The organism is Paenibacillus sp. sgz302164 (assembly GCF_056120505.1).
Genome location: NZ_JBVYOL010000007.1, coordinates 245292 through 266056, shown reverse-complemented (window position 1 = coordinate 266056; position 20765 = coordinate 245292). Strand labels below are relative to the sequence as shown.

At 48.9% G+C, this 20765-nt stretch carries 19 protein-coding genes; 16 read left to right on the top strand and 3 right to left on the bottom strand.

Annotated elements, in window-relative coordinates; genetic code table 11:
• Positions 1 to 100 precede the first annotated feature (100 nt).
• From AC0LWT_RS14195 to AC0LWT_RS14175, 5 genes are all read left to right on the top strand, one after another.
• Entirely contained in the window at positions 101 to 1759 is a 1659-nt protein-coding gene (locus tag AC0LWT_RS14195; RefSeq protein ID WP_474681911.1) for a helix-turn-helix domain-containing protein, read from the top strand.
• Between the two features lie 129 nt (positions 1760 to 1888).
• Complete coding sequence (locus AC0LWT_RS14190; RefSeq protein WP_474681910.1) at positions 1889 to 2836, top strand: iron-hydroxamate ABC transporter substrate-binding protein; 948 nt, start codon at positions 1889 to 1891, stop codon at positions 2834 to 2836.
• A gap of 11 nt (positions 2837 to 2847) precedes the next feature.
• Positions 2848 to 3855, top strand: a complete 1008-nt coding sequence (locus AC0LWT_RS14185; protein WP_474681909.1) for a FecCD family ABC transporter permease — start codon at positions 2848 to 2850, stop codon at positions 3853 to 3855.
• The gene (locus tag AC0LWT_RS14180; protein ID WP_474681908.1) at positions 3852 to 4859 is read left to right on the top strand and encodes a FecCD family ABC transporter permease; all 1008 of its coding nucleotides are present in this window, start codon (positions 3852 to 3854) and stop codon (positions 4857 to 4859) included. The genes AC0LWT_RS14185 and AC0LWT_RS14180 overlap by 4 nt, the downstream gene beginning before the upstream one ends.
• A gap of 84 nt (positions 4860 to 4943) precedes the next feature.
• The gene (locus AC0LWT_RS14175) at positions 4944 to 5909 is read left to right on the top strand and encodes a D-2-hydroxyacid dehydrogenase family protein (protein WP_474681907.1); all 966 of its coding nucleotides are present in this window, start codon (positions 4944 to 4946) and stop codon (positions 5907 to 5909) included.
• 133 nt (positions 5910 to 6042) lie between these two features.
• On the opposite strand, the gene AC0LWT_RS14170 is transcribed toward AC0LWT_RS14175, so the two are convergent.
• Entirely contained in the window at positions 6043 to 6945 is a 903-nt protein-coding gene (locus AC0LWT_RS14170; protein ID WP_474681906.1) for a helix-turn-helix transcriptional regulator, read from the bottom strand.
• A gap of 130 nt (positions 6946 to 7075) precedes the next feature.
• Between AC0LWT_RS14170 and AC0LWT_RS14165 the strand changes: the two genes are divergently transcribed.
• The gene (locus tag AC0LWT_RS14165) at positions 7076 to 8116 is read left to right on the top strand and encodes a Gfo/Idh/MocA family protein (protein WP_474681905.1); all 1041 of its coding nucleotides are present in this window, start codon (positions 7076 to 7078) and stop codon (positions 8114 to 8116) included.
• Between the two features lie 224 nt (positions 8117 to 8340).
• On the opposite strand, the gene AC0LWT_RS14160 is transcribed toward AC0LWT_RS14165, so the two are convergent.
• Positions 8341 to 8622 (bottom strand): hypothetical protein, encoded by a 282-nt coding sequence (locus AC0LWT_RS14160; protein ID WP_474681904.1) that lies wholly within the window; start codon positions 8620 to 8622, stop codon positions 8341 to 8343.
• 263 nt (positions 8623 to 8885) lie between these two features.
• Here AC0LWT_RS14160 and AC0LWT_RS14155 point away from each other — a divergent pair, with 263 nt between their 5' ends.
• Genes AC0LWT_RS14155 through AC0LWT_RS14145 form a run of 3 tightly spaced genes read left to right on the top strand, consistent with a single transcriptional unit; the run spans position 8886 to position 10562 of the window.
• The gene (locus AC0LWT_RS14155; RefSeq protein WP_474681903.1) at positions 8886 to 9311 is read left to right on the top strand and encodes a DMT family transporter; all 426 of its coding nucleotides are present in this window, start codon (positions 8886 to 8888) and stop codon (positions 9309 to 9311) included.
• A 53-nt stretch (positions 9312 to 9364) separates the two neighbouring features.
• Positions 9365 to 10063: a Crp/Fnr family transcriptional regulator gene (locus tag AC0LWT_RS14150; protein WP_474681902.1), complete on the top strand. Its 699-nt coding sequence runs from the start codon at positions 9365 to 9367 to the stop codon at positions 10061 to 10063.
• A gap of 49 nt (positions 10064 to 10112) precedes the next feature.
• Positions 10113 to 10562 carry a DMT family transporter gene (locus AC0LWT_RS14145; protein ID WP_474681901.1) on the top strand — a complete coding sequence of 150 codons (450 nt, stop codon included), beginning with the start codon at positions 10113 to 10115 and terminating at the stop codon, positions 10560 to 10562.
• Between the two features lie 89 nt (positions 10563 to 10651).
• Here AC0LWT_RS14145 and AC0LWT_RS14140 read toward each other — a convergent pair whose 3' ends face one another.
• A complete protein-coding gene (locus tag AC0LWT_RS14140; protein ID WP_474681900.1) occupies positions 10652 to 11446 on the bottom strand; it encodes a stalk domain-containing protein in 795 nt (264 codons plus the stop codon).
• A gap of 210 nt (positions 11447 to 11656) precedes the next feature.
• Between AC0LWT_RS14140 and AC0LWT_RS14135 the strand changes: the two genes are divergently transcribed.
• The 7 genes from AC0LWT_RS14135 to AC0LWT_RS14105 are packed head-to-tail and all read left to right on the top strand — an operon-like array spanning position 11657 to position 20753.
• Positions 11657 to 12640 carry a DUF6602 domain-containing protein gene (locus AC0LWT_RS14135; RefSeq protein ID WP_474681899.1) on the top strand — a complete coding sequence of 328 codons (984 nt, stop codon included), beginning with the start codon at positions 11657 to 11659 and terminating at the stop codon, positions 12638 to 12640.
• A 37-nt stretch (positions 12641 to 12677) separates the two neighbouring features.
• Entirely contained in the window at positions 12678 to 14312 is a 1635-nt protein-coding gene (locus AC0LWT_RS14130; protein WP_474681898.1) for a Cas10/Cmr2 second palm domain-containing protein, read from the top strand.
• On the top strand, positions 14245 to 14973 hold the full coding sequence (locus AC0LWT_RS14125) for a hypothetical protein (protein WP_474681897.1): 729 nt from the start codon (positions 14245 to 14247) through the stop codon (positions 14971 to 14973). The genes AC0LWT_RS14130 and AC0LWT_RS14125 overlap by 68 nt, the downstream gene beginning before the upstream one ends.
• Entirely contained in the window at positions 14960 to 16636 is a 1677-nt protein-coding gene (locus tag AC0LWT_RS14120; protein WP_474681896.1) for an RAMP superfamily CRISPR-associated protein, read from the top strand. The genes AC0LWT_RS14125 and AC0LWT_RS14120 overlap by 14 nt, the downstream gene beginning before the upstream one ends.
• On the top strand, positions 16633 to 18057 hold the full coding sequence (locus AC0LWT_RS14115) for an RAMP superfamily CRISPR-associated protein (RefSeq protein WP_474681895.1): 1425 nt from the start codon (positions 16633 to 16635) through the stop codon (positions 18055 to 18057). The genes AC0LWT_RS14120 and AC0LWT_RS14115 overlap by 4 nt, the downstream gene beginning before the upstream one ends.
• Positions 18044 to 18445: a hypothetical protein gene (locus AC0LWT_RS14110; RefSeq protein ID WP_474681894.1), complete on the top strand. Its 402-nt coding sequence runs from the start codon at positions 18044 to 18046 to the stop codon at positions 18443 to 18445. Before AC0LWT_RS14115 ends, AC0LWT_RS14110 begins: the two co-directional genes overlap by 14 nt.
• Positions 18438 to 20753 carry a hypothetical protein gene (locus AC0LWT_RS14105; protein WP_474681893.1) on the top strand — a complete coding sequence of 772 codons (2316 nt, stop codon included), beginning with the start codon at positions 18438 to 18440 and terminating at the stop codon, positions 20751 to 20753. Before AC0LWT_RS14110 ends, AC0LWT_RS14105 begins: the two co-directional genes overlap by 8 nt.
• Positions 20754 to 20765: the final 12 nt, after the last annotated feature.

Below are 20765 nucleotides of genomic sequence, written 5' to 3'. Positions count from 1 at the left end.
GATATTGTTCTCTGCTGCATCATCGCCAAGATCAAGCTGCCTGGCACGATGCAGAGGACGGAAGACGTTCCCTCATTTTTATGCAATGGAGGCTTTTGTTGTGAATAACGTTGTCTCGGAGTGGGTCGAGTCCCACTTTCCATTATATACGGTTGACAGCATCCATTCGCTGTACAGCACCACGAAATTGCCGGAGTACAGGATTCATGAGCGTTTAACGGTGCTGATTGCGATTGCCGGCGGCAAGGGCACCCTTCGGATCGACGAAGATCAAGTTTACGAGCTTATGGAAGGAAGTGTCATCCTGCTCCCGGCGCTTAGCGATGCAACTATCGTAGCGAATGTTTTACAGCCGCTTCATGCTTACAAGCTTACAATCAGCACCCAGGAGCAGGCGATGCCGCTGCCTGAAGGCGCAATGATGCGGAAAAGCGAGGTGGTCGCAAGCTCCAATATTCAGTTGTTCCCTTATGAACCTGAGATTGTGGCTAATGTGGAGGAGCTGTATATCCACCGGTTACCCGCTAGCGAAGTCCGCCATGTGCGCAATCAAATTATGTTCCACCAAATCATTCTTCAACTGCTGGAGCGGCAGGAGGCCAAGTACGCAGCTAGTGAGCAGCCGTCCATGAAGCGCAGCATCGCTTATTTGGAAAACCATTTTAGCGAAAAAATTACCCGCGAGCAGTTGGCCGCAATGGCAGGCATAAGCCGATCTCACTATTCCATCCTGTTTAAGCAGCTTACCGGCTTTTCTCCCAACGAATACTTGTCCCGGCTGCGCGTTCACCGGGCAAAGGAGCTATTGATCGGCGGCTCGGGCACGCTTAGGGAGATTGCGCTAAAGGTGGGCTATAAGGATGAATTTTATCTCAGCCGCCGTTTTAAGCAGCAGACGGGGGCGGCGCCTTCCGGCTACAACCGCGGAACGTTCCAGCGTGTGGCCGTATTGCTTGCGCCTTACGCCAGTCATCTGCAACTGCTTGGCTTGGAACCGGCCGTCATCATTTCGGAAAGCAGCGAGTATGTGAATATTGACGGTCTGCAGCCATCGCAAACGATCATGTTTGTCAATACGAACTGCTCTGCCGAGCAGGTGAATTCGGTATTGCTCGAGACCGACATCGAACTGATTATTGCGGCAAAAGAGCATTTGCAGGAATACGGGCTGAATCCCGGACAATTGCGGGCCGCAGCGCCTATCGTGGAAGTTTCATGGATGGAAATGGGATGGAAAGAGCACCTGCGTCTTATCGCCCAGGCTATTCAGAGAAGCGATCGGGCAGAGCGGTGGTTGGCCGTTTTTGAACAGGAAGAGCAGGCGGCCCGTTCATTGGTGCAGCAAAGCGCAGCCGCTAATGAAATCGTAACGATTTTCGTTATTAAGCCGGAAGAACTGCTCGTATATGGAGCGCGCAATGTCGGATACGTGATGTATCAATCGCTTGGGCTGCGGCCTCCGGCAAAGATCGGGCAGAACATGGACAAGTTCGGAGATCGATTTCATTCCGTTTGCATCAAATTATCCGAGCTTGCAGATTATGCAGGGGCTCGCTTGCTGGTTATTGTATTTCCCGATGACAAAGGCTCCACGGCCCATTCCGAAACGGTATTCCAGTCCCGTGAGTGGAACAGCCTTCCCGCCGTACAGCGGAACTGCGTGCATCTGCTTGACCTGGATGAATGGGTGCCTTACAACCCGATCTCGATTCGATTGCAGGTTCAACGCGCAGTAGCTTTATTTACCGGTAACCATTAGTCCAAGCTAATTTTCAAACAAAAAGGCATGGTTCGGCGCATAACGTATCCATATAATAGGGTATGTAATTGAGAATGATTTTCATAATCGAATCGCAGCATAGCTTTTGGAAAGGGAGAGAGTCATTTTATGAAAAAGCTTTTTATTCCGCTTGCACTTTTTGGTCTGATTGTATTGAGTGCTTGCGGTGGAAATCAAGCGGGCGAAGCCGCTAACGGCAAAAGTTCGCCGTCCCCCGCGCCTTCCGCGAAATCGGAATCCGGCAAATTTACGTATCAATCGGAGAACGGGCCGGTGGAGGTTCCGTCCAATCCCAAGTGCGTCGTTGTGCTTACCCGGTTTTTAACGGGCAACGTTATGGCGCTCGGCGTGCCTCTGGTCGGAGCGGACGAAATGTCCAAGACCAACCCGAATTTCGAAGAGAAGCTGAAAAATGTCCAGGCGGTTACGGACGAAAGCGTCGAGAAGATCATCGAGCTGGAGCCGGATCTCATTATCGGGCATTCGGACATTAAAAACATCGATAAGTTCAAGAAAATCGCCCCCACGGTTACTTATACTTACGGAAAAGTCGATTACTTGACCCAACAGCTGGAAATCGGCAAATTGTTGAACAAAGAAAAGGAAGCGCAAGCCTGGGTCGACGATTTCAAAGCGCGGACCAAACAAGCCGGGGAAGAGATCAAGGCGAAGCTCGGCGCAGATGCGACGGTCTCGGTCATCGAGACGTTCAATAAGCAGCTCTACGTCTATGGCGATAATTTTGGCCGCGGCACCGAAATTTTGTATCAGGCATTCGGGCTCCGCATGCCCGAGAAAGTCAAGGAAGCGACGAAAAAAGACGGTTACTTCGCCGTATCGACGGAAGTGCTGAAAGATTACATGGGCGATTACGTTATTTTCAGCAAAAACGCGGACGAGGACAATTCGTTCCAAAATACCGAAACATACAAAAACATTGCCGCAGTCAAAAATCAACGCGTCTACGAGGCCAATGCCAAAGCATTCTACTTTAACGATCCGCTCAGCATGGAATACCAATTGCAATTTTTCATTAAAAGCTTTCTCGGCCGTTAGATGAGAGTCCGATGAAGAATAAACGACATTCCGTACCTTTTTTCTATAAAATCTTTGGCAGCGCGTTGGCGCTCGTTGTATGTTTCGTCATTTCGATGATATTCGGCGCAGCGGAAACGACGTTCCGCGACCTGTGGCTTGCCCTGACCTCCGGCGTGAAGGACGAAAATATCCTCATCCTGCGCGAAATCCGGTTGCCCCGCGAGCTGGCCGCGATTCTGATCGGCGCCGCTTTTGCCGTGTCCGGCGCCATCATGCAGGGGGTCACCCGCAATCCGCTGGCCGACCCGGGACTGCTCGGCCTGACTTCCGGCGCCAACATGGCGCTCGCGCTCGCTTTTGCATTCATCCCGGGGCTGAATTACTTCGGCATCATGGTGGCCTGCTTCCTCGGCGCCGCTCTGGGAGCGGCTTTGGTCCTCGTCCTCGGCTCGATGCGCCGGGGCAGGCTGTCCCCGATCCGTATCGTGCTGGCCGGCGCCGCCGTTTCCTCATTTCTGTACGCGATCTCGGAGGGCGTCGGCATCATTTTCAAAATTTCCAAAGACGTGTCCATGTGGACTGCCTGGGGGCTGATCGGAACGACATGGGGACAGCTTCAGGCGATTGCGCCGGTGATCCTCCTCGGCATTGCGATAGCTCTGATTCTGTCCAACCAAGTGAGCATTCTCAGCCTCAGCGACGAGGTAGCGACCGGACTGGGGCAAAAGCTGGTGCGGATTAAAGCCATCCTGTTCATCCTTGTCGTCGTGCTTACCGGCGCAGCGGTTGCGCTCGTCGGGAACATGGCTTTCGTAGGGCTGATGATTCCGCACATCGTCCGCAAAATAGTTGGCACGGATTACCGGTACATCCTGCCTTTCTCGGTTTTTGCCGGCGCCACATTCATGCTGCTGGCGGATACGCTGGGCCGCACGATTCATCCGCCTTACGAGACGCCGTTGGCGGCCATCGTGGCTATGCTGGGCTTGCCGTTCTTCCTGTTCGTCGTGCGTAGAGGGGGGAAAGCTCTGTCATGACCTTGTCCGCTCTCATTCGAAAACAACGCCTGATTCTGCTCGCCGGTTCAGTGCTAATCGTTCTGACCGCTATAGTCAGCATGGGCGTGGGATATTCCTCGCTGTCATTTGACAGGCTGATTCCTGTTTTGTTCGGCCACGGCACCTTCAAGGAACAATTCGTTCTGTTTTCCGTCCGGCTGCCGCGGATTTTGATCACGCTGCTGGCGGGCATGGCGCTTGCGTTGTCCGGCTCCATTTTGCAAAGCGTCACCCGCAACGACCTGGCCGACCCGGGCATCATCGGCATCAATTCCGGCGCAGGCGTGGCGGTTGCCGTCTTCTTCCTGTTTTTCCCGATCGACGTTGGGACGTTCGTCTATGTGCTGCCACTGGCCGCCTTTATCGGCTCGTTGGTTACGGCTGCCCTCATCTATCTGTTCTCGTACAGCCGAACGCGCGGACTTGATCCTATCCGGCTCGTGCTGGTCGGGGTCGGTTTCTCCCTCGCTCTGTCGGGGATCATGATCGTGATCATTTCCTCGGCGGAACGCTCGAAGGTCGATTTCATCGCAAAATGGATTGCGGGCAATATTTGGGGTACGGACTGGCCGTTCATTTGGGCTCTGCTTCCGTGGCTGATCCTGCTTATACCGTTCACCTTGTTCAAGTCGCTTCGGCTCAATCTTCTTGGTTTGAGCGAAGTGTCGGCGATAGGCATCGGTCTCAAGCTTGAACGGGAGCGCATCGTCCTCATTTTGACCGCTGTCGCCGCGGCCGCCTCTGCGGTATCCGTCACGGGAGGCATCGCGTTCATCGGGCTGATGGGCCCGCACATTGCCAAGGCACTGGTCGGCCCGCGCAATCAGCTGTTCATTCCTGTCGCCATTCTGCTCGGCGGATGGCTGCTGTTAACCGCTGACACGGTCGGCCGCAATCTCGTCGATCCCGACGGTATTCCCGCGGGCATCATGGTGTCGCTGATCGGTGTGCCGTATTTCGCTTATTTGCTGCTCAGAAAATAGCCGTAGGAGTCTCATGGAACAAGGGAATTCAGGTCGTTCAAGCGAATAAGTTATCTGAAAAACCTGCAAAACGGGAGGCGGCTTATGATGAGATTGAAATGCGCAATTTTGGACGATTACCAGCATGTCGCCATGCGTATGGCTGACTGGTCGGCGATTGCCGACAAGGTGGAAGTTGTGCCGATTCACGATCATATCGAAGGTGAAGATAACATTGCACGTGCGATATGCGATTGCGATATCGTTGTTATCATGCGGGAACGCACGCCGTTTCGCGCGTCGCTGTTTGAACGCTTGGATCGTCTGAAGCTGCTGATTACGTCCGGGATGCGCAACGCCTCTATCGATTTGGCCGCCGCTGCAGCCCACGGAGTTACGGTCTGCGGAACGGCAGGCCATTCCGAGCCGCCGACGGAGTTGGCCTGGGCTTTGATTCTAGGTTTGGCGCGCGGCATCGTGTCCGAAAACCGTTCATTTACAAATAACGGACCTTGGCAGACAACCGTCGGCGCAGACCTTCACGGAAGTACGCTGGGGCTTCTCGGACTCGGCAAAATCGGCGTCAAAATGGCGCATATCGGACAGGTTTTCGGGATGAAAGTAGCGGCTTGGAGCGAAAATTTGACCCAAGAGAGAGCGGATGCCGCTGGCGTTTATTTGGCCGGTTCCAAAGAAGAACTGCTTGAAATGAGCGATTTCGTTTCCGTTCATCTTGTGCTCAGCGAGCGGACCAAAGGTTTAATCGGCACCAAAGAGCTGCAGCTTATGCGCCCGACTTCCTACCTCATCAATACGTCGCGTGCGCAAATCGTAGATCGGGAGGCTCTTATTGCGGCGCTTCAAAACAAGCGGATAGCGGGAGCGGGTATCGACGTATTCGAAATCGAGCCATTGCCGGAAGATGACATATTGCGGACTTTACCGAACTTGCTTGCAGTGCCGCATCTGGGGTACGTAACACAAAGAAATTACCGGACCTACTTCAGCGAGGCCGTACAAAATATTCAAGCGTTCATCGAAGGTTCCCCGATCCGCAAGCTTTCTTCCTAAACCAAAGGGGCGAATACTGAGGCGCGAATAGCGGCCAAAAACACAAAAAAAAGCTCTCAGGATCGATAGATCCCGGAGCTTATTTTTTATTTTCCATGGGAGCATGCCGGAGATGTGGTTCCTCTTTGCCAAATTAAGAATCGTAGCTCAGCTCCATTTTGCGTGTAAGGGAGGGCGTGCGGCCCTTGTACTTTTTGTACATTTTCGTAAAATAGTTAGGGTTGCAGCAGCCGACTCTTTCTGCGACTTCGGTGACTGAAAGGTCGCCGGAGCAAAGAAGGCGTTCCGCTTCATTCATGCGCTGCTGATTGACGTAGTCGATAAAAGTGCGGCCCGTTGCATTTTTGAACATTTTGCAAAAGTGGTAAGGGTTCAGATTAACGAGCCGGGCTGCATCGTTCACGGACAGTTTGTCCGCGTAATGCTCCTCGACGTGAAGAATGAGATGCTTGAACCGGTCCATGCTCTTGCTGCCGGCGGCGCCCCCTCCCAGCCCTTTTTCGGGCAAGAAGGCGCGTGACAGCAGTGTGAATAGCAAATATAACTGCGATTTCATGACCAACTCATAACCGGGAGAACGGCGTTCGAATTCTTCGATCAGTTGGAGAATCAGCTTGCGATAAGGGGCGTTTGCTTCATTCCGGCCGTCGAACTTGACCGGGAAGCGAAGCCGTCCCTCCAAATATGGCGCCATATATCGCTCGTGCGCCGGGTCAAAGGAGAGGCCGGCGAGCAGTGAGCGGTTGAAGACGATCGCCAAGTACTCGACCTCGTCTTCACAAACCGCATAACCGACATGCAGCGCGCCAGACGGAACGATCAGCAGATCGCCGGGTTCGATTTCGTGCGGCTGGCTGTCGATGTGAAAGGCTGCCCGGCCCTGCACGAGGTAAATAAGTTCAAAATGATCGTGCCAATGCAGATAGAGGGCGCAGCGCCCCTTCGGGCCGGCCGGAATGATGTTCCGGAAAACGTTCAGCGGATAGTCGCCGACGGTCAGCCAGGTATCCTCTTTAAGCTCGTTAGGATGCGTCACAACCGAGCCTCCTTTCTCGCAAGATCGGACTAGAAAAACACAAGATTGTATAGAGATAATCAGAACAAACCTGACTATAATTGGGGTATTCACCATCATTATAGCTTAAAATAGGAGTGATTGAGGACAAATGAGTAAATATAAAGTAGCTGTCGTCGGCTGCGGAGGGATGGCCCGTACTTGGGTCGAATACGCGATTGAACGCGAGGATGCGGAGATCGTTGCATTTGTCGATATTAAGCTGGAATTTGCGCAAGCCATGGCGGATCGTTATGACTTGACCACAGCCGGGATTTATACCGATCTCAAACAGGCAATCACGGAAACCGGCGCTAACGTCGTGTTCGATGTGACGATTCCGGCCAGCCATTTTAACGTTTGCAGCACGGCTCTTCAGTTGGGGAGTCACGTATTCGGCGAGAAGCCGCTCGCGGCGACAATGTCCGATGCGTTGGAATTGATCCGCATTGCCGAACGTACGGGCAAGTCTTTTGCCGTCATGCAAAATCGGCGGTATGACGCGAACATCCGTGCATTGCGCGACTTGATCGGGAACGGAACGATAGGCCGCCCCGGTTATATCGGTGCGGATTTTTTCATCGGCGCCCACTTTGGCGGTTTTCGCGATGAGATGGCAAGTCCGCTTATTTTGGATATGGCCATCCATACGTTCGATCAAGCGCGTTTCATCTCGGGGGCGGACCCGGTTTCCGTATACTGCCACGAATTCAATCCGCCGGGTTCATGGTATGAGGGCAGTGCGGCTGCAATCTGTATTTTTGAGATGTCGGACGGCTCGGTATTCTGCTACCGAGGCTCGTGGTGTGCGGAAGGCGCAAGCACTTCCTGGGAATCGTCCTGGCGGGTAACCGGGGAAAAGGGAACCGCGATCTGGGACGGCGGCAACGCGCCTTACGCCGAGGTCGTCATCCCGGGCGCAGGCGATCAAGCCGGCAAGTTCATACGCGACACGGAGACGGTGCAGGCTTCGTTCCGCTGGGACGGCCGCTTGGGCCACCACGGCTGTCTCGACGAAATGTTCGCTGCCGTCGAAGAAGGCAGACGCGCAGAAACCGACTGCCGCGACAACGTCAAGAGCATCGCCATGGTGCTCGGCGCCATAGAAAGCGCAAAAACCGGGCGAAAGATCGACCTGAGCACTTATTATTGAGAGTTGTCGCCGGTGGAGAGCAGCGGAACGTTAAAGAACCGGGAAGCAGCGGACACGCAGCTTCTTCCCGACCGCTCGATGGGCCGCCCCGAAAAGCAGTTCAACCTGCTCCCGGGGCGGCTTTGATTATATAAGGGGGGCCACACGCCAGAGCCGATAGGTCGGCCGACCGGCGGTCGTGCAGCGCAACGCCGCGCGCTGGGAGCCGTGCGCGGTGAGCCCAATCAGCCTGGTTGCGAGAAGAAAACCTGCAAAAGTGCAGTTTTTGCTCGATGGATACGCTGGCCACGGCAAATTCCTGCAATTGTGCAGGCTTTTCGCTGCGAGCAGGGGCTTGGATTCATTTTCAGCGAAAATTCCTGCACAATTGCAGGCTTTTCGCAAAAATGAGCCATTTCAAAGGAAAAAACCTGCACTTTCGCAGGCTTTTCCCTTTGGCCTGCCTGTACGGCGGCGCAGCTCGCGCCGGAGGAGACACGCGTTGAGAAAGAGAGGTTAAGCCCCAAATGAGGCGCCCATCTGACGTCACTTTCTCTAAAGTCTGGATTTTGTGCGTTTTCTGCGCGTTAGCCGCCCAAGACGCGCTTCACGACGCTACAGAGGATGAAAAATTGGAACCGGCTGGCGTTTTCCGGTGCGTTTGATTTTCAAGATAAGTGCCTGTGATGCCTTGACAAGCAAGCGTTAACAAAGCGAGGACATATGTCCTTTCTCAATGGCCTTGATCTGTCATTTAATTAAGTACAGACAGAAATTGAGGGGAGAGGCCATGAAAGGGAGTTTATTTGCGTTATTAGGAGGGGTGTTTCTTACCCTTCAAGGAGCAGCCAATGCCCGGATTAGCCAAGATATAGGCACATGGCAAACGGCGGCGATAACCCAGTTGACGGGATTTGTGACGGCTCTGCTTATTTTGCTGTTCGTCCGCGACGGCAAATGGCAAGGATTCAAGCAGGTGAAGCCGTTATATTTATGCGGCGGCGCTTTTGCGGCTGTCATCATTTTCACCAACGTCACGGCTATTCATCAGATCGGCATCACCCTTTCGGTATCGGCTCTGCTGATTGCCCAACTGGGTCTGACTTTTATTATCGATATTAACGGATGGTTCGGCGTCGCGAAGCAGAAGATGAGGCTGCCGCAATTTATCGGCATCGGGTTGATGATAGCCGGTGTGGTTATATTAAAATTTTGATAGTATAAGCATATCGGAATGCTGCAGGTAAAAAAGCGGAGGGAACCCGAACAATGAAAGAAATCCATGATCGCGAGAAGTTGGATCATTATTTGCGAGCGCATCAATTGGAATCGATATTTAATGAGCAATTTACGCCGCATTTGTCGCTTTACTACTACGACCAAGGGGAATTAATCTGCTCTCAAGGGGAATCCGCCCAATTTTTGTACGTGCTTGTTAAGGGAAAGCTTAAAATTTCTACGACCTCGGCGGAAGGCAAAACGCTGATTCTTTCTTTTATAAAACCGCTCGATCTGATCGGGGATGTTGAATATGTGCAAGGCGCAAATATTCTCAATACGGTCGAGGCTGTATCGCCTGTTTGCATGATCGGGGTTCATCATCGCTGGTTGAATAAATACGGCAAAGAGCACTCACCTCTGCTGCAATTTTTGCTGAAAATTATTGCGCGGAAGTTTTACATGAAATCCGTTTCGTTAAGCTTCAATTTGATGTATCCGGTTGAGGTGCGATTGGCAAGTTATTTGTTGTCTGTCTCATTTGACGACTCCGATACGTTATTTAAAGGGCAGCTAAGTACAGCGAGCTTGCCGGATGCGGCGAATTTAATCGGCACCAGCTACAGACATCTGAACCGGGTCATCCGGCAGTTTTGTACGGAAGGTTTGGTTGAACGCAGCAAAGGATTTATCTTCGTTAAAGACAGAGATGGGCTGAGGGCGCTGGCAAACCGAAATATTTACGAATAATTTTGCAGCATTGGTTTCGTCACAAATGAATCCCGAAGGAGAGTCGGTTATGACGCTAGGACTGTCATTGGCGCTTATTGCAGGTTCGCTGGTCAGTTTGCAAAATGTTTTCAACAGCAGGGTAAATGAACGCGCGGGATCGTGGGCAACCACTGCGCTGGTATTAGGCATGGGATTCGTCGCTTCACTGACACTGGGTCTGATTTTTGAAGGGAGGCACATGTTTATTTTGCAGCATATGCAGCCCTGGTACTGGTTCAGCGGTTTGGTCGGAGTCGGGGTTGTAACCTGCCTGGTGCAGGCCATAAGACGGCTCGGCCCTACGTATGCCATTTCAATCGTACTGGCAGCACAGCTCGGATTTGCGCTGTTGTGGGACACGTTGGGATGGTTCGGTCTGGATAAAGTCCCTTTTACTGCCAACAAGTTGATCGGAGTGCTCGTTATTATTGGCGGTATTTTTGTGTTTAAAATGGGCGGGGTACGCAAGCGCGGATAAAGGCAGTCAGATGCTGCGCCGTCGATATTCGAACCCGCGACCACTAGGTTTGGACTACCTGCATGTATTCGATCACAATTTAGAGACACTCAGTTCTTATTTAACTGATCGAGCACTTCTTGCGTAATATCATATTCCCAACGACTAAATTTCGAAAGATAAGAAATGGTCTTCGTTTCCCCTGCTCCTTCGATAGCGTAATCAAGGGAAGCAGGTACTTTGATCAAAAGCGCATATTTTCCTGGTTCAACAATGTTCCCTTGATTATCTTTAAAATCCCATGAGGGAACATTGGCGGTGAACCAAGAACTTGCCGGCACCTTGCCTTGTAAAGGGGGCACTTTGTAATCAAACAAAACGGTATCACCTCCCGCATCCACTTTAACGACCTCATATTCGATTTGAAGTGGCTGAATATGGATTGCTTTCTTCATGGAGTTTTTGAATTGAATGAGGGGTTTAATGGATTTAGCGTTGTAGTCAATATCTGCTTTTCCAAATGATACTCCCGCGTCTTCTGCAAGGATTCCATCTTTGAACCCGTTCGTCTGAGTTAAAGTCCACGCATTCTCACTCTTCTTCCCATCCAGAATTCCGATAAATTGGATATCTATTTGATTGTCGCCATTCGTCGCAGATGATGGTGCCTGATAATCAACCTTTGCACCCAAGGATTCAGCAAACAAACGCAATGGAATATAGGTCTTGTTATTGTAATTTATTACTTGATTTTCTCCGCTCACATCCAAAACATGAGGTTCTCCGTTCACATGAAATGTTATCTTGCTGGGAAACAAATATGCTTGGATACTTTGTGATGCAAAAACTGCTGTGCAAGATGATATACCGATGCCTAAAAATAAGCCAGTAACAAATTTTTTCATAAGAATCCCCTTTTTAAATTTCAGTGATGCATGTATAGACTTAGTTTTGTCAATTTTGTTGCACGAGTGGATTTATCGCGAAACCAAGGGAAAATTACACAGGAATAAAGGAATTTTGTAATTATAGGTCGAAATTACTTTTTATTGGGTATATTTCCCTTTATGTAACAGTTTATATGGTTCTAAAATACTAAAAAAGGATGGCGAAGCATGAGCAATCAAAATGGCAAAGATGTCTTTTTTCGTATTCATAGCAATTATAAATATATGAATCAAATGATGGTTGAGGAAATGGATATTGCTTCCTGCCACCCGGGATTAACGGGCAACCATCGGGAGGAAATGTGGCTGAAATTTTTCAGGGGCATTTTGCCCCAGAAGTTTTCATTGGCACAAGGGGTTATGATCATTGACTCCTATAACAACGTATCCAGAGAAGTGGATATCGCCGTTTACGACGAGCAATACACGCCTTACGTTTTCCAGTATAACACGTTGAAGTTTGTTCCCATTGAAGCGGTTGTTATGGTGATTGAGTGCAAAAGTGCTGCTCCACAGCCGGAGCCGTTGCGGAAATGGGCTGAAAGCATCGATGGTTTGAAGACAAGGAGTACGGGTGTCGCCAGAATGGCGACGGGTTATACGATTGGGGTTAGCAATACGACACAGAAATGTACGCGGCCCATCAAAATTTTGGCTTGCATGAAAAAAACGGTGCAGGATGCGACACAGGAAAAAATGGCCGATGACTTAGGAGATATTTTTGACTTTATTGTTCATGAGAAACAGGATAGGGAGGCTGCAAATAAGCATTTTGAGGTTGTGATCAAGCATGCAAACAAGTCTCTCGGGTGGTGGGGAAGGCGGCTTAACGAAGGCGCTGCGAAAGAGGAAGTCGATGAAAATCTGCGTTTGCAGAACTTTACTGTGAAGCCTTCAGAGCAGTCGACCAAACAGTTTGAGAGGCCATCAAGGGAGCATTGCCCGGAATTAAGTTTAGACGACAATGGATTTCTGCTAAATAAACTGGAGGACTTGGAAGTGCCCGGCAATCCGCTGTTATCCCTGAACCTGCAGCTGAACCAATTGCTGATGCTTTTAAATAATCCGATGTTATTCCCTCATCTCGCCTATGCCCAAGCGTTCAGAAATATTATCGCAAATGGGCAGGAGCAAGGGAGCGGGCGGCACTAGGCCAACATTTGAAATAGAGAGGGGCAGAACGGATTCCATGTTTACATATGCTTTCATCGATGTCTCGCAGAAGCAGGAGTTTATTTTTCAACATAATAAGCTTAGAGATAATTTATACAATTCGTTTGTTATCAAATCGGTTACTGAAGAAATGGATATGGAGAAGCGGGCTGATTTGGACCTATCTTTATGCGGATACTTGGAGGGCAACCATACGGGCCAGTTTAAATTTGTATATTCAGGCGGGGGAAACAGCATTGTGCGGTTTGATGGCTCCGATCAGGCCAAAGTATTTGTCAGAGGGTATTCTTATGCTGTGTTAGCAGCTTATCCGGACTTGGAATTGTACATCAGTCTGGTCAATGAAGCGGAAGTTACGGGGCTATGTACGGATAGCGAGGACAAGGACAAACGAATTCGAAAGCTGCTGCATCAAAGAGCGGATCAAATAAAGGACAAGCGCCGCTCCAGATTCAGGCGATGGACGTACGGGGTGGAGTTAATCAATGAAACAGGCCGAGCCGCGCGGATCGAAAAGAGGGGAGAGCGAAAGTATGACCTGTCCAGAAAACATTTGATCGAAAAGTTGGAGTCTGGACTTGAGGGAACCCCTATTGAAGTCACGATAGAATTGCAGGATTACAAGAAGGATAATGATGGAAAAAGCTACATCGGCGTTATTGTCATTGATGGTAACAAAATGGGTGAGATGGTTAACCGGATTTTGAGTTTTGGTCAGCTTCGGGGGTTTAGCGAGAAGATTGAACAGATTTATTGGGAAGCCGTAGTAGAGGCTCTCCGAGCATGTGCCGGAACAATGAAAAGCGATCATCTCGAAACCGGTCAAAGAGATCCCATATACGTGACCCCAATTGTCATGGCGGGGGACGATATTTGCTTGATTATAGAGGCGGAGTATGCGCTCTCCACCGCAGCGAATATCATTAAACAGATTCAAAAGATATCGGCCCGTGAAACCGGGCGGAACGATGGAATCGGTGGGATTTTTAAGGAAGAGCATTTGACCGCCTGTGCAGGAGTGGCGATTGTGAAATACACGTATCCGTTTTTTGAAGCCGTAAAAGTAGCCGAATCGCTCTGCCATCATGCCAAGGAATCGATCTATGCTGTAGAGAGCGGGCGTGCCGCCAACGCTTCCTTTATAGACTGGGACATCGTGCAAGGACAGACGACGATTGCTCATACATATGAAGATTACGTGAAGCATAAGGACGATCGGGAGATTTTTCATATTAAGCCTTTGCGGGTGGATCAGAGCGCTCCTGTTCAAGACGGTATATACAGCTTTGATTCCTTTATGGAGATGGTCAACCAAATTAGAGCAAAAACAATCAGCAACTCGACATTGGAAAAAGTCAAGAAACATATGTACGGGGGCTGGGAATCCTACAAGCTGTTTTTTGAAACGAATAAGGCAAGCGGCAAAGACCTGATTAAACTCGTGGAAGGTATATACTCCGAATATGCTGAATGCGATAGTGCGGCGATCAAAAAGGAGAGCGGTTCCGCAGTATCCTATACCTACGTTTTAAATGATGTGTTGGATGCCTTGGCGTTTATTAACAAACAGGAGGGACAAACGGATGCAGCCGGAACGGAATTACAAAATAGAAGTGAAAATTTGCAGCGAAGCGATATACAGCAGCGGTGAAAAGGAGCGCAATCTGGTTCAGTCAAAAGTATTGACAGACCGTTATGGGCTTGTTTATTTTCACGCTAAAACATTCAAAGGCCAGCTTAAACGGCAGGCGTTCTGGTTGTTGGAGCAATATAAGAGTTTCGATCTGCAGATGGCGCAAACTTTCCTGCACTCTATTGTGCGTCTATTCGGTATCAATAATCAAGAGTTAGAGGGCGCTGCTTCCTGCCTTCAGCATAAGCAAGTACAGGAAACGGGCATCATGCGGCTCAGCCATCTTGAGCTGGATGAGCAGGTTCGAACGTATTTTATCGCCTTGCAAGCGGAGAGCGAGCGGGACGGATACTATCAAATTTCCCCGCACGATCTTATTGAAGCGCAGACCCAGATTCGTACCGGAATCCAACTGGAAGAGGGCGTTGTCAAAAATAAAATGATGACGACTTATCATACTGTGAAAGATGGCCTTTTGTTCCACTCTACGCTCACTTTCGACTCTGACCCTGGTATGTATATAGCGGATTTGCAGCGTATCGTCTGCTCTTTCCGCCGAATAGGCGCTGGCATTCATCGGGGCCGGGGTGAAGTGGAGGCACATTTGCTGGTAGATGGGCGGAAGCCGGACATCCCCAAGCATTTCGATAAAGAAGGTGAGTTGCGTGTATCATTATAGAGTTATTGAAATAACCAATATGGAGCCCGTAAAAATCGGCGCCGGCGGCAGCAAAGCCAATACGGAGCCTTCCAAGGACTATATCCCGGGTTCGGCGATCAGGGGAGCCGTAATCGGTTTACTAAATCGATTGAAAATTTTCAACGACGAAACAGGACCGGCTATTTTATTGAAGATGGAATGTTACAACGCTTATCCATATCGAGATAGCCGTTTGTATATGCCGACTCCGGCGCATTTGCGGGTGGATAAACATAAATGGCGTGAGATCAAGATGAAGGGGGGTACTGAAGAAGCGAGAATTGAAATGACTAATTTGCTGGACGGTTACTCGAACCGAACCGATGATGCCGCCAAGAATGCTTTGGAATACCGTTTTGTAGCGATTAAGAATGACCGGTTGAGAGGAATCAAGGTAGCAAAAGAGTATCGGCTGCATCATAGCGCAAAGCGAGGGAACGAAGAAGTTCGCAAGGAAAATCTTTTTAGATACGAAGCGATTGCCGCGGGGCAAACGTTTCGCGCTATCATAAAGTTTGACAATTCACTGTGTTCGCTTTTGGAGCCTGTATTCAAAAAAATTGTGCGATTATATGTAGGTGGATCTAAAGGCTCAGGATATGGGTTATGCGAAATCAAGCCCAAAGGTGAACTGCTGGTCAGCTATCAGGAAGCTAAGCGTCTTGCGGGTATATCGGGAGAAATAGACTCGCAGCAAGGCAATACGCTGACGATCACTTGTTTGTCTGATTGTTTGCTGCGCGATGAGTACGGACAACCAATCAATCATATACCGGCAAGGTACATTGAAGAAATTACGGGACATTCCGTCTTATCTGAACCCGAGACCTGCGTGCAGATCGTTCAGACAGGGCGAACGGAAGGCTACAATGCCACTTGGCAGGCCAGGTATCCGAAGGAAACTACGCTAAAAGCAGGGTCTGTTCTGCAGTACACCTTGGCTGAGGAGCTCGATGAGGATAGACTGAGGCAAATGGCGGAAGCTTTGGAAAGTCGCTTGATCGGACAACGCACACAAGATGGCTATGGTTGGATTGGCGTGAATATCCGCTATCCGAAAAAGCTGCTTTTGAAAGAAGGCCAGACGCAGCAGCAGAAGGAACAGCAGGGCGACTCGGCAGTAACGGATGCAGGGTTGGAACGTCTGCTGGAAGAAGCATCGGCAAACCCGTCTATGTCGATCATTTTATCAGGGTTGGAGCAGGCCAGATGGCGTTGGCTGCAAATGATTTGTGTCAAATCGCAATTCGATAGTGCGGAAAAGCTGCCAAGTGAAGAAAGTATCCTAATTTCGAATGGCCTTAAGAAGAATCATCTCATGAGGATGAAAGAAAGATTGGAGGCATATCTGGAGAGCCTGAATAACGGGGGCGCTATTCATAACCCCGGTCAGCCTGTTCGCTATTATGAGAATGACAATCAGCTTTGCTCGATTGCCAAACTTAATTTTTCGGAAATTTTGAACTATTTGCAGGAGAAAAAGGCTGGTTCTGCAGAGCCTCTGGATCGTTATGCCGAAAATATGCTGAATAGCAAAAATGGTAAATTCTTTTATTCCCGGTCCATTCACCCCAAGAAGCAATTTATTGCTGAGTTGCTTCGCACCGGTCTGGATATTCAGCAAAGGAGGATAAACGAATGAACCAAACGGTTATCTATTATTTTACGCTTAAGGCTTCTACGCCTCTGTATTTTGGAGGAGGTAAGTTGGAGAAGCCAGGCGATCCGAACAAACTGATTCGAAATTCCGCAGGACAGCCCTTTGTACCCGGAAATTCGATCGGAGGGGCGTTAAGGGAGCATTTGAGCCAAATAGGGGTGTCCAAGGACATCATTCGGTCATATATGGGAGGAATTGGGGAAAACGACAAAGGTGAATTCGTGGAAAGCAAAATATTTATTAGCGATGGCAAAATAACTGGAGGCAATCATGTAGAGGCAGCAAGCCTTATAGTCGAAAAAGAGGGTACTGCAATTGACCGCGCCTACGGGACGGCAGCCCATCATCATAAATATACATTTGAATATTTGCCGGCAGGCACGGAGCTTGCTTTTCAAGTTGAATGCGATCTTGAAGAACAAACCGTGCCGGAGTTCGAGAAATGGATCGCTTCCTGGGCGCGAGGCTTGGCTGAACATCATTTGCTGCTAGGCGGGAAGAAAAGCAACGGATTTGGGCAATTTGAGCTGAAGGATTTGAAAAGGTCTGTTTTTTCTTTTGACTGCACCGAGGCGCTGGATGAGTTCATTTTTGAGCGGTCCATGCGCGAGCCGGAACCCTTTGCCTGGGAAGACGTGGAATTGGAAGAGCGGGAAAAGGGCGCTGTATTTACTTTTTCAATGACAGGCTCATTTCCGTATGGTGTGTATCAGGCATTCGATATCAAACATTCGCAAGAACTGATTATAGATTTGGAAAAGATGCCATTGACCGGCTTGCAGCAAAGCCGGAGCGGGGCTTATTATCTACCGTCCACGAGTGTGAAAGGTGTCGTTAGAAGTGAAGTGGAACAACTGATCAGGCGAATGATTGGGGAAACAAGCGATGGCGCAGCGGTCGAACGAAAATGCGAAGAGCTGTTCGGGAGTACGGGACGAATCGGGAAGCTTGTTTTCACGGACGTGGAATTGAACAATGCCAGCCCTGTTCAAATTAAGAGATACGATAATAATGAGGGCAAGTGGGTTTCAGGCGAACCTGTATACATTAAGATCGACCGGCTGACCGGCGGCGCCTACAATTCGGCCTTGAAGCGTCAACAAGAAATTCAGGGAACGGCCGGCATCCGGTTCCAATTGCACACCGAGCGAGAGGACGCAAGCGAAAATCCGTATATGTTCCCGCTTGTTTATGTGCTGCGCAGAATAGGAGCGGGAATCGTTCCGCTGGGAGGCAGAACGGTCATTGGTTTGGGGCAATTTGCCGCAGAACAAGTGGCCGTTGAGGTGGGCGGTATTGTCAGCGAAGTTTCTACCGATGAAATCCTGTCGGGGGAAAGCCGGGCTTGGCTTGAGTCATGCTTTGAATCGTTTAAAAGGTGGTGCAGCGATGCTGATGCGTAAAGTTTTTGATCTCGTACAGGCGGATATTGAGAATTATGATTTTATAGCGCATTTGCTTGACCGTGTGCTGATAGGCCGCGTAAACGAACCGTCGCATGACGATTTGCTCGAAGCCTTTTACCAGAACCGCATTCTGGAAGTGCATCTTTTTAATACGCAAAAAGAATTGTTTGCTTCGCTTGATCAGGGTGTACTTGTCGCCTATGCCCCGCTGGAACATTGCGAGGGCGAGGGCATTACGCGTACTTATCAGTTGGAGGAGATGTGGTCGAGTGTCTATAAAGCTCTTGAAGTAAAAGAATATATCGATTATGACGAGCATCATCTTGCTTATGTGAATAAAACCGTTTTGTACAAATTGCAACGGAAGGGGAATGCGAATGGCTGAGAACAGAAATAACAAGCGCAACGGTCGGGGTGGAAAAGGCGGTGGCGCTAGCAATCAAAATGCCGAATACGTTACATTGCCGTATGATTTTGTGCCTTTTGCCAAGGCTTGTGAGTACCCATATACGCTGGAAACTGTGCCAAAGCATAATGATCAAGCGAATTTAAGTGGGGTTATCACTTACCAAATTACGCCCTGCTCCGATTTGGCCATTGAATGGAGGGAGAAACAGGGGGGAGGGCATTATGCAAGCGGCAGCCTGATTAGAGGGAAAATAAGGGCAAATGCCGAAATTTTAAGCAATAGCTATCCCGATTTTATCCATCGCGGCCAAATGCTGTACCGGGACTTGGCGAGCAATCAAAAAGTTAATTACCGCAATGCTTTGAAGTTGAAGGATGGCATAGAGCGTTCGATTCGCGCAGGCTATTTAAGAAAAATTAATAATGAATATGTTGTCATTCCTGCTAAAGAAATTGAGCCAGGCAAATATTTCGTTTCCGTGAAAGAGCATAGGCTGGTGAAGATGGGACTGAGCAGCAGAAATCGTTTATATAATTGGCATGATCAAAATAAACAGTCGGAATTCAATAAGCTCCAGCAGGAGATTGAAGCCGCAACCGCCAAAATTAAATGGCTACGCGAACAATATAAAGAAGATTTAGCTGGCATAGAGGGGGAAATGTCCAATATTTTTAAAACATATAGTTTTAATCAATGCTTTAGAAATTTAAGCGGGATGAGCAAGAATAATAGAGCACAACTTCTTCATAAGAAATATGAACAGTTGCTGGGTGAACTCAAAGTTCTATCTTCAGGCAGCCCAAAGCTGTATGAGCTTTACGAGTTAACCGCTAAAAGATGGAAGTTGAAAGCGGAAATCGATATCAAATACAATACGGAATTAGAGGGGAATCTTGATTTTATCCCATACCAGAAAATGGGTTTCTTCAAACGCAATGCCAATAACGGTATCGAATACATTTCATTCGCTCCAAGCAGCGATAAGGCTTCAGAACATACTCCTGAAAAATGCTATATATTTAACTCGACGAATGCCAGTTCGAAGCGCAGCCACTATGTTGTGTTGGAGCCTGTCGAAGATAAGACGAAAAAATACTTGGTGCCTCAGCCCTTAATCGACGGATATAACCACTATATGAAAAAATTTCGTACGCCTGGGGTGCCTGAAGAGGACCGGATAAAAGATTTTTATAATATATTCGATGAAGATAATTTCGAAAAGCTTAAAGAAGAACAGGGAGACCATGGACTCATTGTTTTTTTTAAATTGTTGGAGGAGGGTAAGCAGGGATCTGACCAAACACAAATAAAGTACATCGGCCGTACGCCGTATTTTAAAATTCCATACAAACATCAATTAAGCGAGCTCCTTCCGAAAAAGGAAGCTAATAAGGTCGATTATGCAAATGCTTTATTCGGTTTTGCTGCAGATGATGCACAAAGCGACATAAAGGCTTACAAATCCAGGCTGCGATTTAGCCCTGTCGATATTATCGGCAAACTGGATGAGTCCAGCGTTGAAGAAGCGGCTTTTCTGCTGCCCACCCCATCTGCGTCAGCAAGCGCCATGTACCTGCAGCAACAAATTGGGAAGGATTTGCAGAGCTATGCACAGCCTCCTAAGCCCGATTTAAATGGCCGGAAGTATTATCATGTACTGCCTGAAAAGCTCAGGTTCCCTGTAATGTCCAATGAGGCCGATAATGCTGATAGTAAGAAAGAGAACAAAGAGAACAAAGCGAACGAAAATATGTTAAGCCGTAAAAAGATTATTCTGTACCATGAAGACAAAAGCAAAAATGTTGTTCTGAAAGGCAAGATTTATTTCAAAAATGTGACGAAAGAAGAACTGGGACTGCTGCTCCTTAGCCTGGATTGGAAGGAACTGCAAAAATCAAGCGCATATAACCTGCACATAGCCCAGCATAAAGACAAGCTGCAGCATGCTTATGAGCTAATTGGCGGCGCAAAGCCATACGGGTACGGAAAAGTTAAAATCGCGATTGAAAGTCTTCAATTCGAAGAGCAGGGAAATAGTTTTGAATCGCTGATTTTGCAAACGATGAAAACGGAGGAGCAGCGGCATGCATATATCGATGATTTCATCGGTGTGATGGGCGGACAGGCTTATTTTGAAAAAACCTCTTTTAAACATTATATCCGGAGCAAGCTAGAATTTGCCGGACAGGAGTCTCCCATACATAAGAACTGGGTAAATCTGGGGAAGGGAACGGGTGCTAAGGTTGGATACCCCAAGAACTGGCGTCTAAAGCCGAAGCAGTGATTGAACAGCAAT

Bases quoted from the DNA above. Each gene is read 5' to 3' on its own strand.
- AC0LWT_RS14115 (WP_474681895.1), top strand. From the start codon at position 16,633: ATGAACCAAACGGTTATCTATTATTTTACGCTTAAGGCTTCTACGCCT.
- AC0LWT_RS14140 (WP_474681900.1), bottom strand. From the start codon at position 11,446: ATGAAAAAATTTGTTACTGGCTTATTTTTAGGCATCGGTATATCATCT.
- AC0LWT_RS14135 (WP_474681899.1), top strand. From the start codon at position 11,657: ATGAGCAATCAAAATGGCAAAGATGTCTTTTTTCGTATTCATAGCAAT.
- AC0LWT_RS14165 (WP_474681905.1), top strand. From the start codon at position 7,076: ATGAGTAAATATAAAGTAGCTGTCGTCGGCTGCGGAGGGATGGCCCGT.
- AC0LWT_RS14110 (WP_474681894.1), top strand. From the start codon at position 18,044: ATGCTGATGCGTAAAGTTTTTGATCTCGTACAGGCGGATATTGAGAAT.
- AC0LWT_RS14175 (WP_474681907.1), top strand. From the start codon at position 4,944: ATGATGAGATTGAAATGCGCAATTTTGGACGATTACCAGCATGTCGCC.
- AC0LWT_RS14105 (WP_474681893.1), top strand. From the start codon at position 18,438: ATGGCTGAGAACAGAAATAACAAGCGCAACGGTCGGGGTGGAAAAGGC.
- AC0LWT_RS14180 (WP_474681908.1), top strand. From the start codon at position 3,852: ATGACCTTGTCCGCTCTCATTCGAAAACAACGCCTGATTCTGCTCGCC.
- AC0LWT_RS14130 (WP_474681898.1), top strand. From the start codon at position 12,678: ATGTTTACATATGCTTTCATCGATGTCTCGCAGAAGCAGGAGTTTATT.
- AC0LWT_RS14190 (WP_474681910.1), top strand. From the start codon at position 1,889: ATGAAAAAGCTTTTTATTCCGCTTGCACTTTTTGGTCTGATTGTATTG.
- AC0LWT_RS14155 (WP_474681903.1), top strand. From the start codon at position 8,886: ATGAAAGGGAGTTTATTTGCGTTATTAGGAGGGGTGTTTCTTACCCTT.
- AC0LWT_RS14185 (WP_474681909.1), top strand. From the start codon at position 2,848: ATGAAGAATAAACGACATTCCGTACCTTTTTTCTATAAAATCTTTGGC.
- AC0LWT_RS14145 (WP_474681901.1), top strand. From the start codon at position 10,113: ATGACGCTAGGACTGTCATTGGCGCTTATTGCAGGTTCGCTGGTCAGT.
- AC0LWT_RS14150 (WP_474681902.1), top strand. From the start codon at position 9,365: ATGAAAGAAATCCATGATCGCGAGAAGTTGGATCATTATTTGCGAGCG.
- AC0LWT_RS14125 (WP_474681897.1), top strand. From the start codon at position 14,245: ATGCAGCCGGAACGGAATTACAAAATAGAAGTGAAAATTTGCAGCGAA.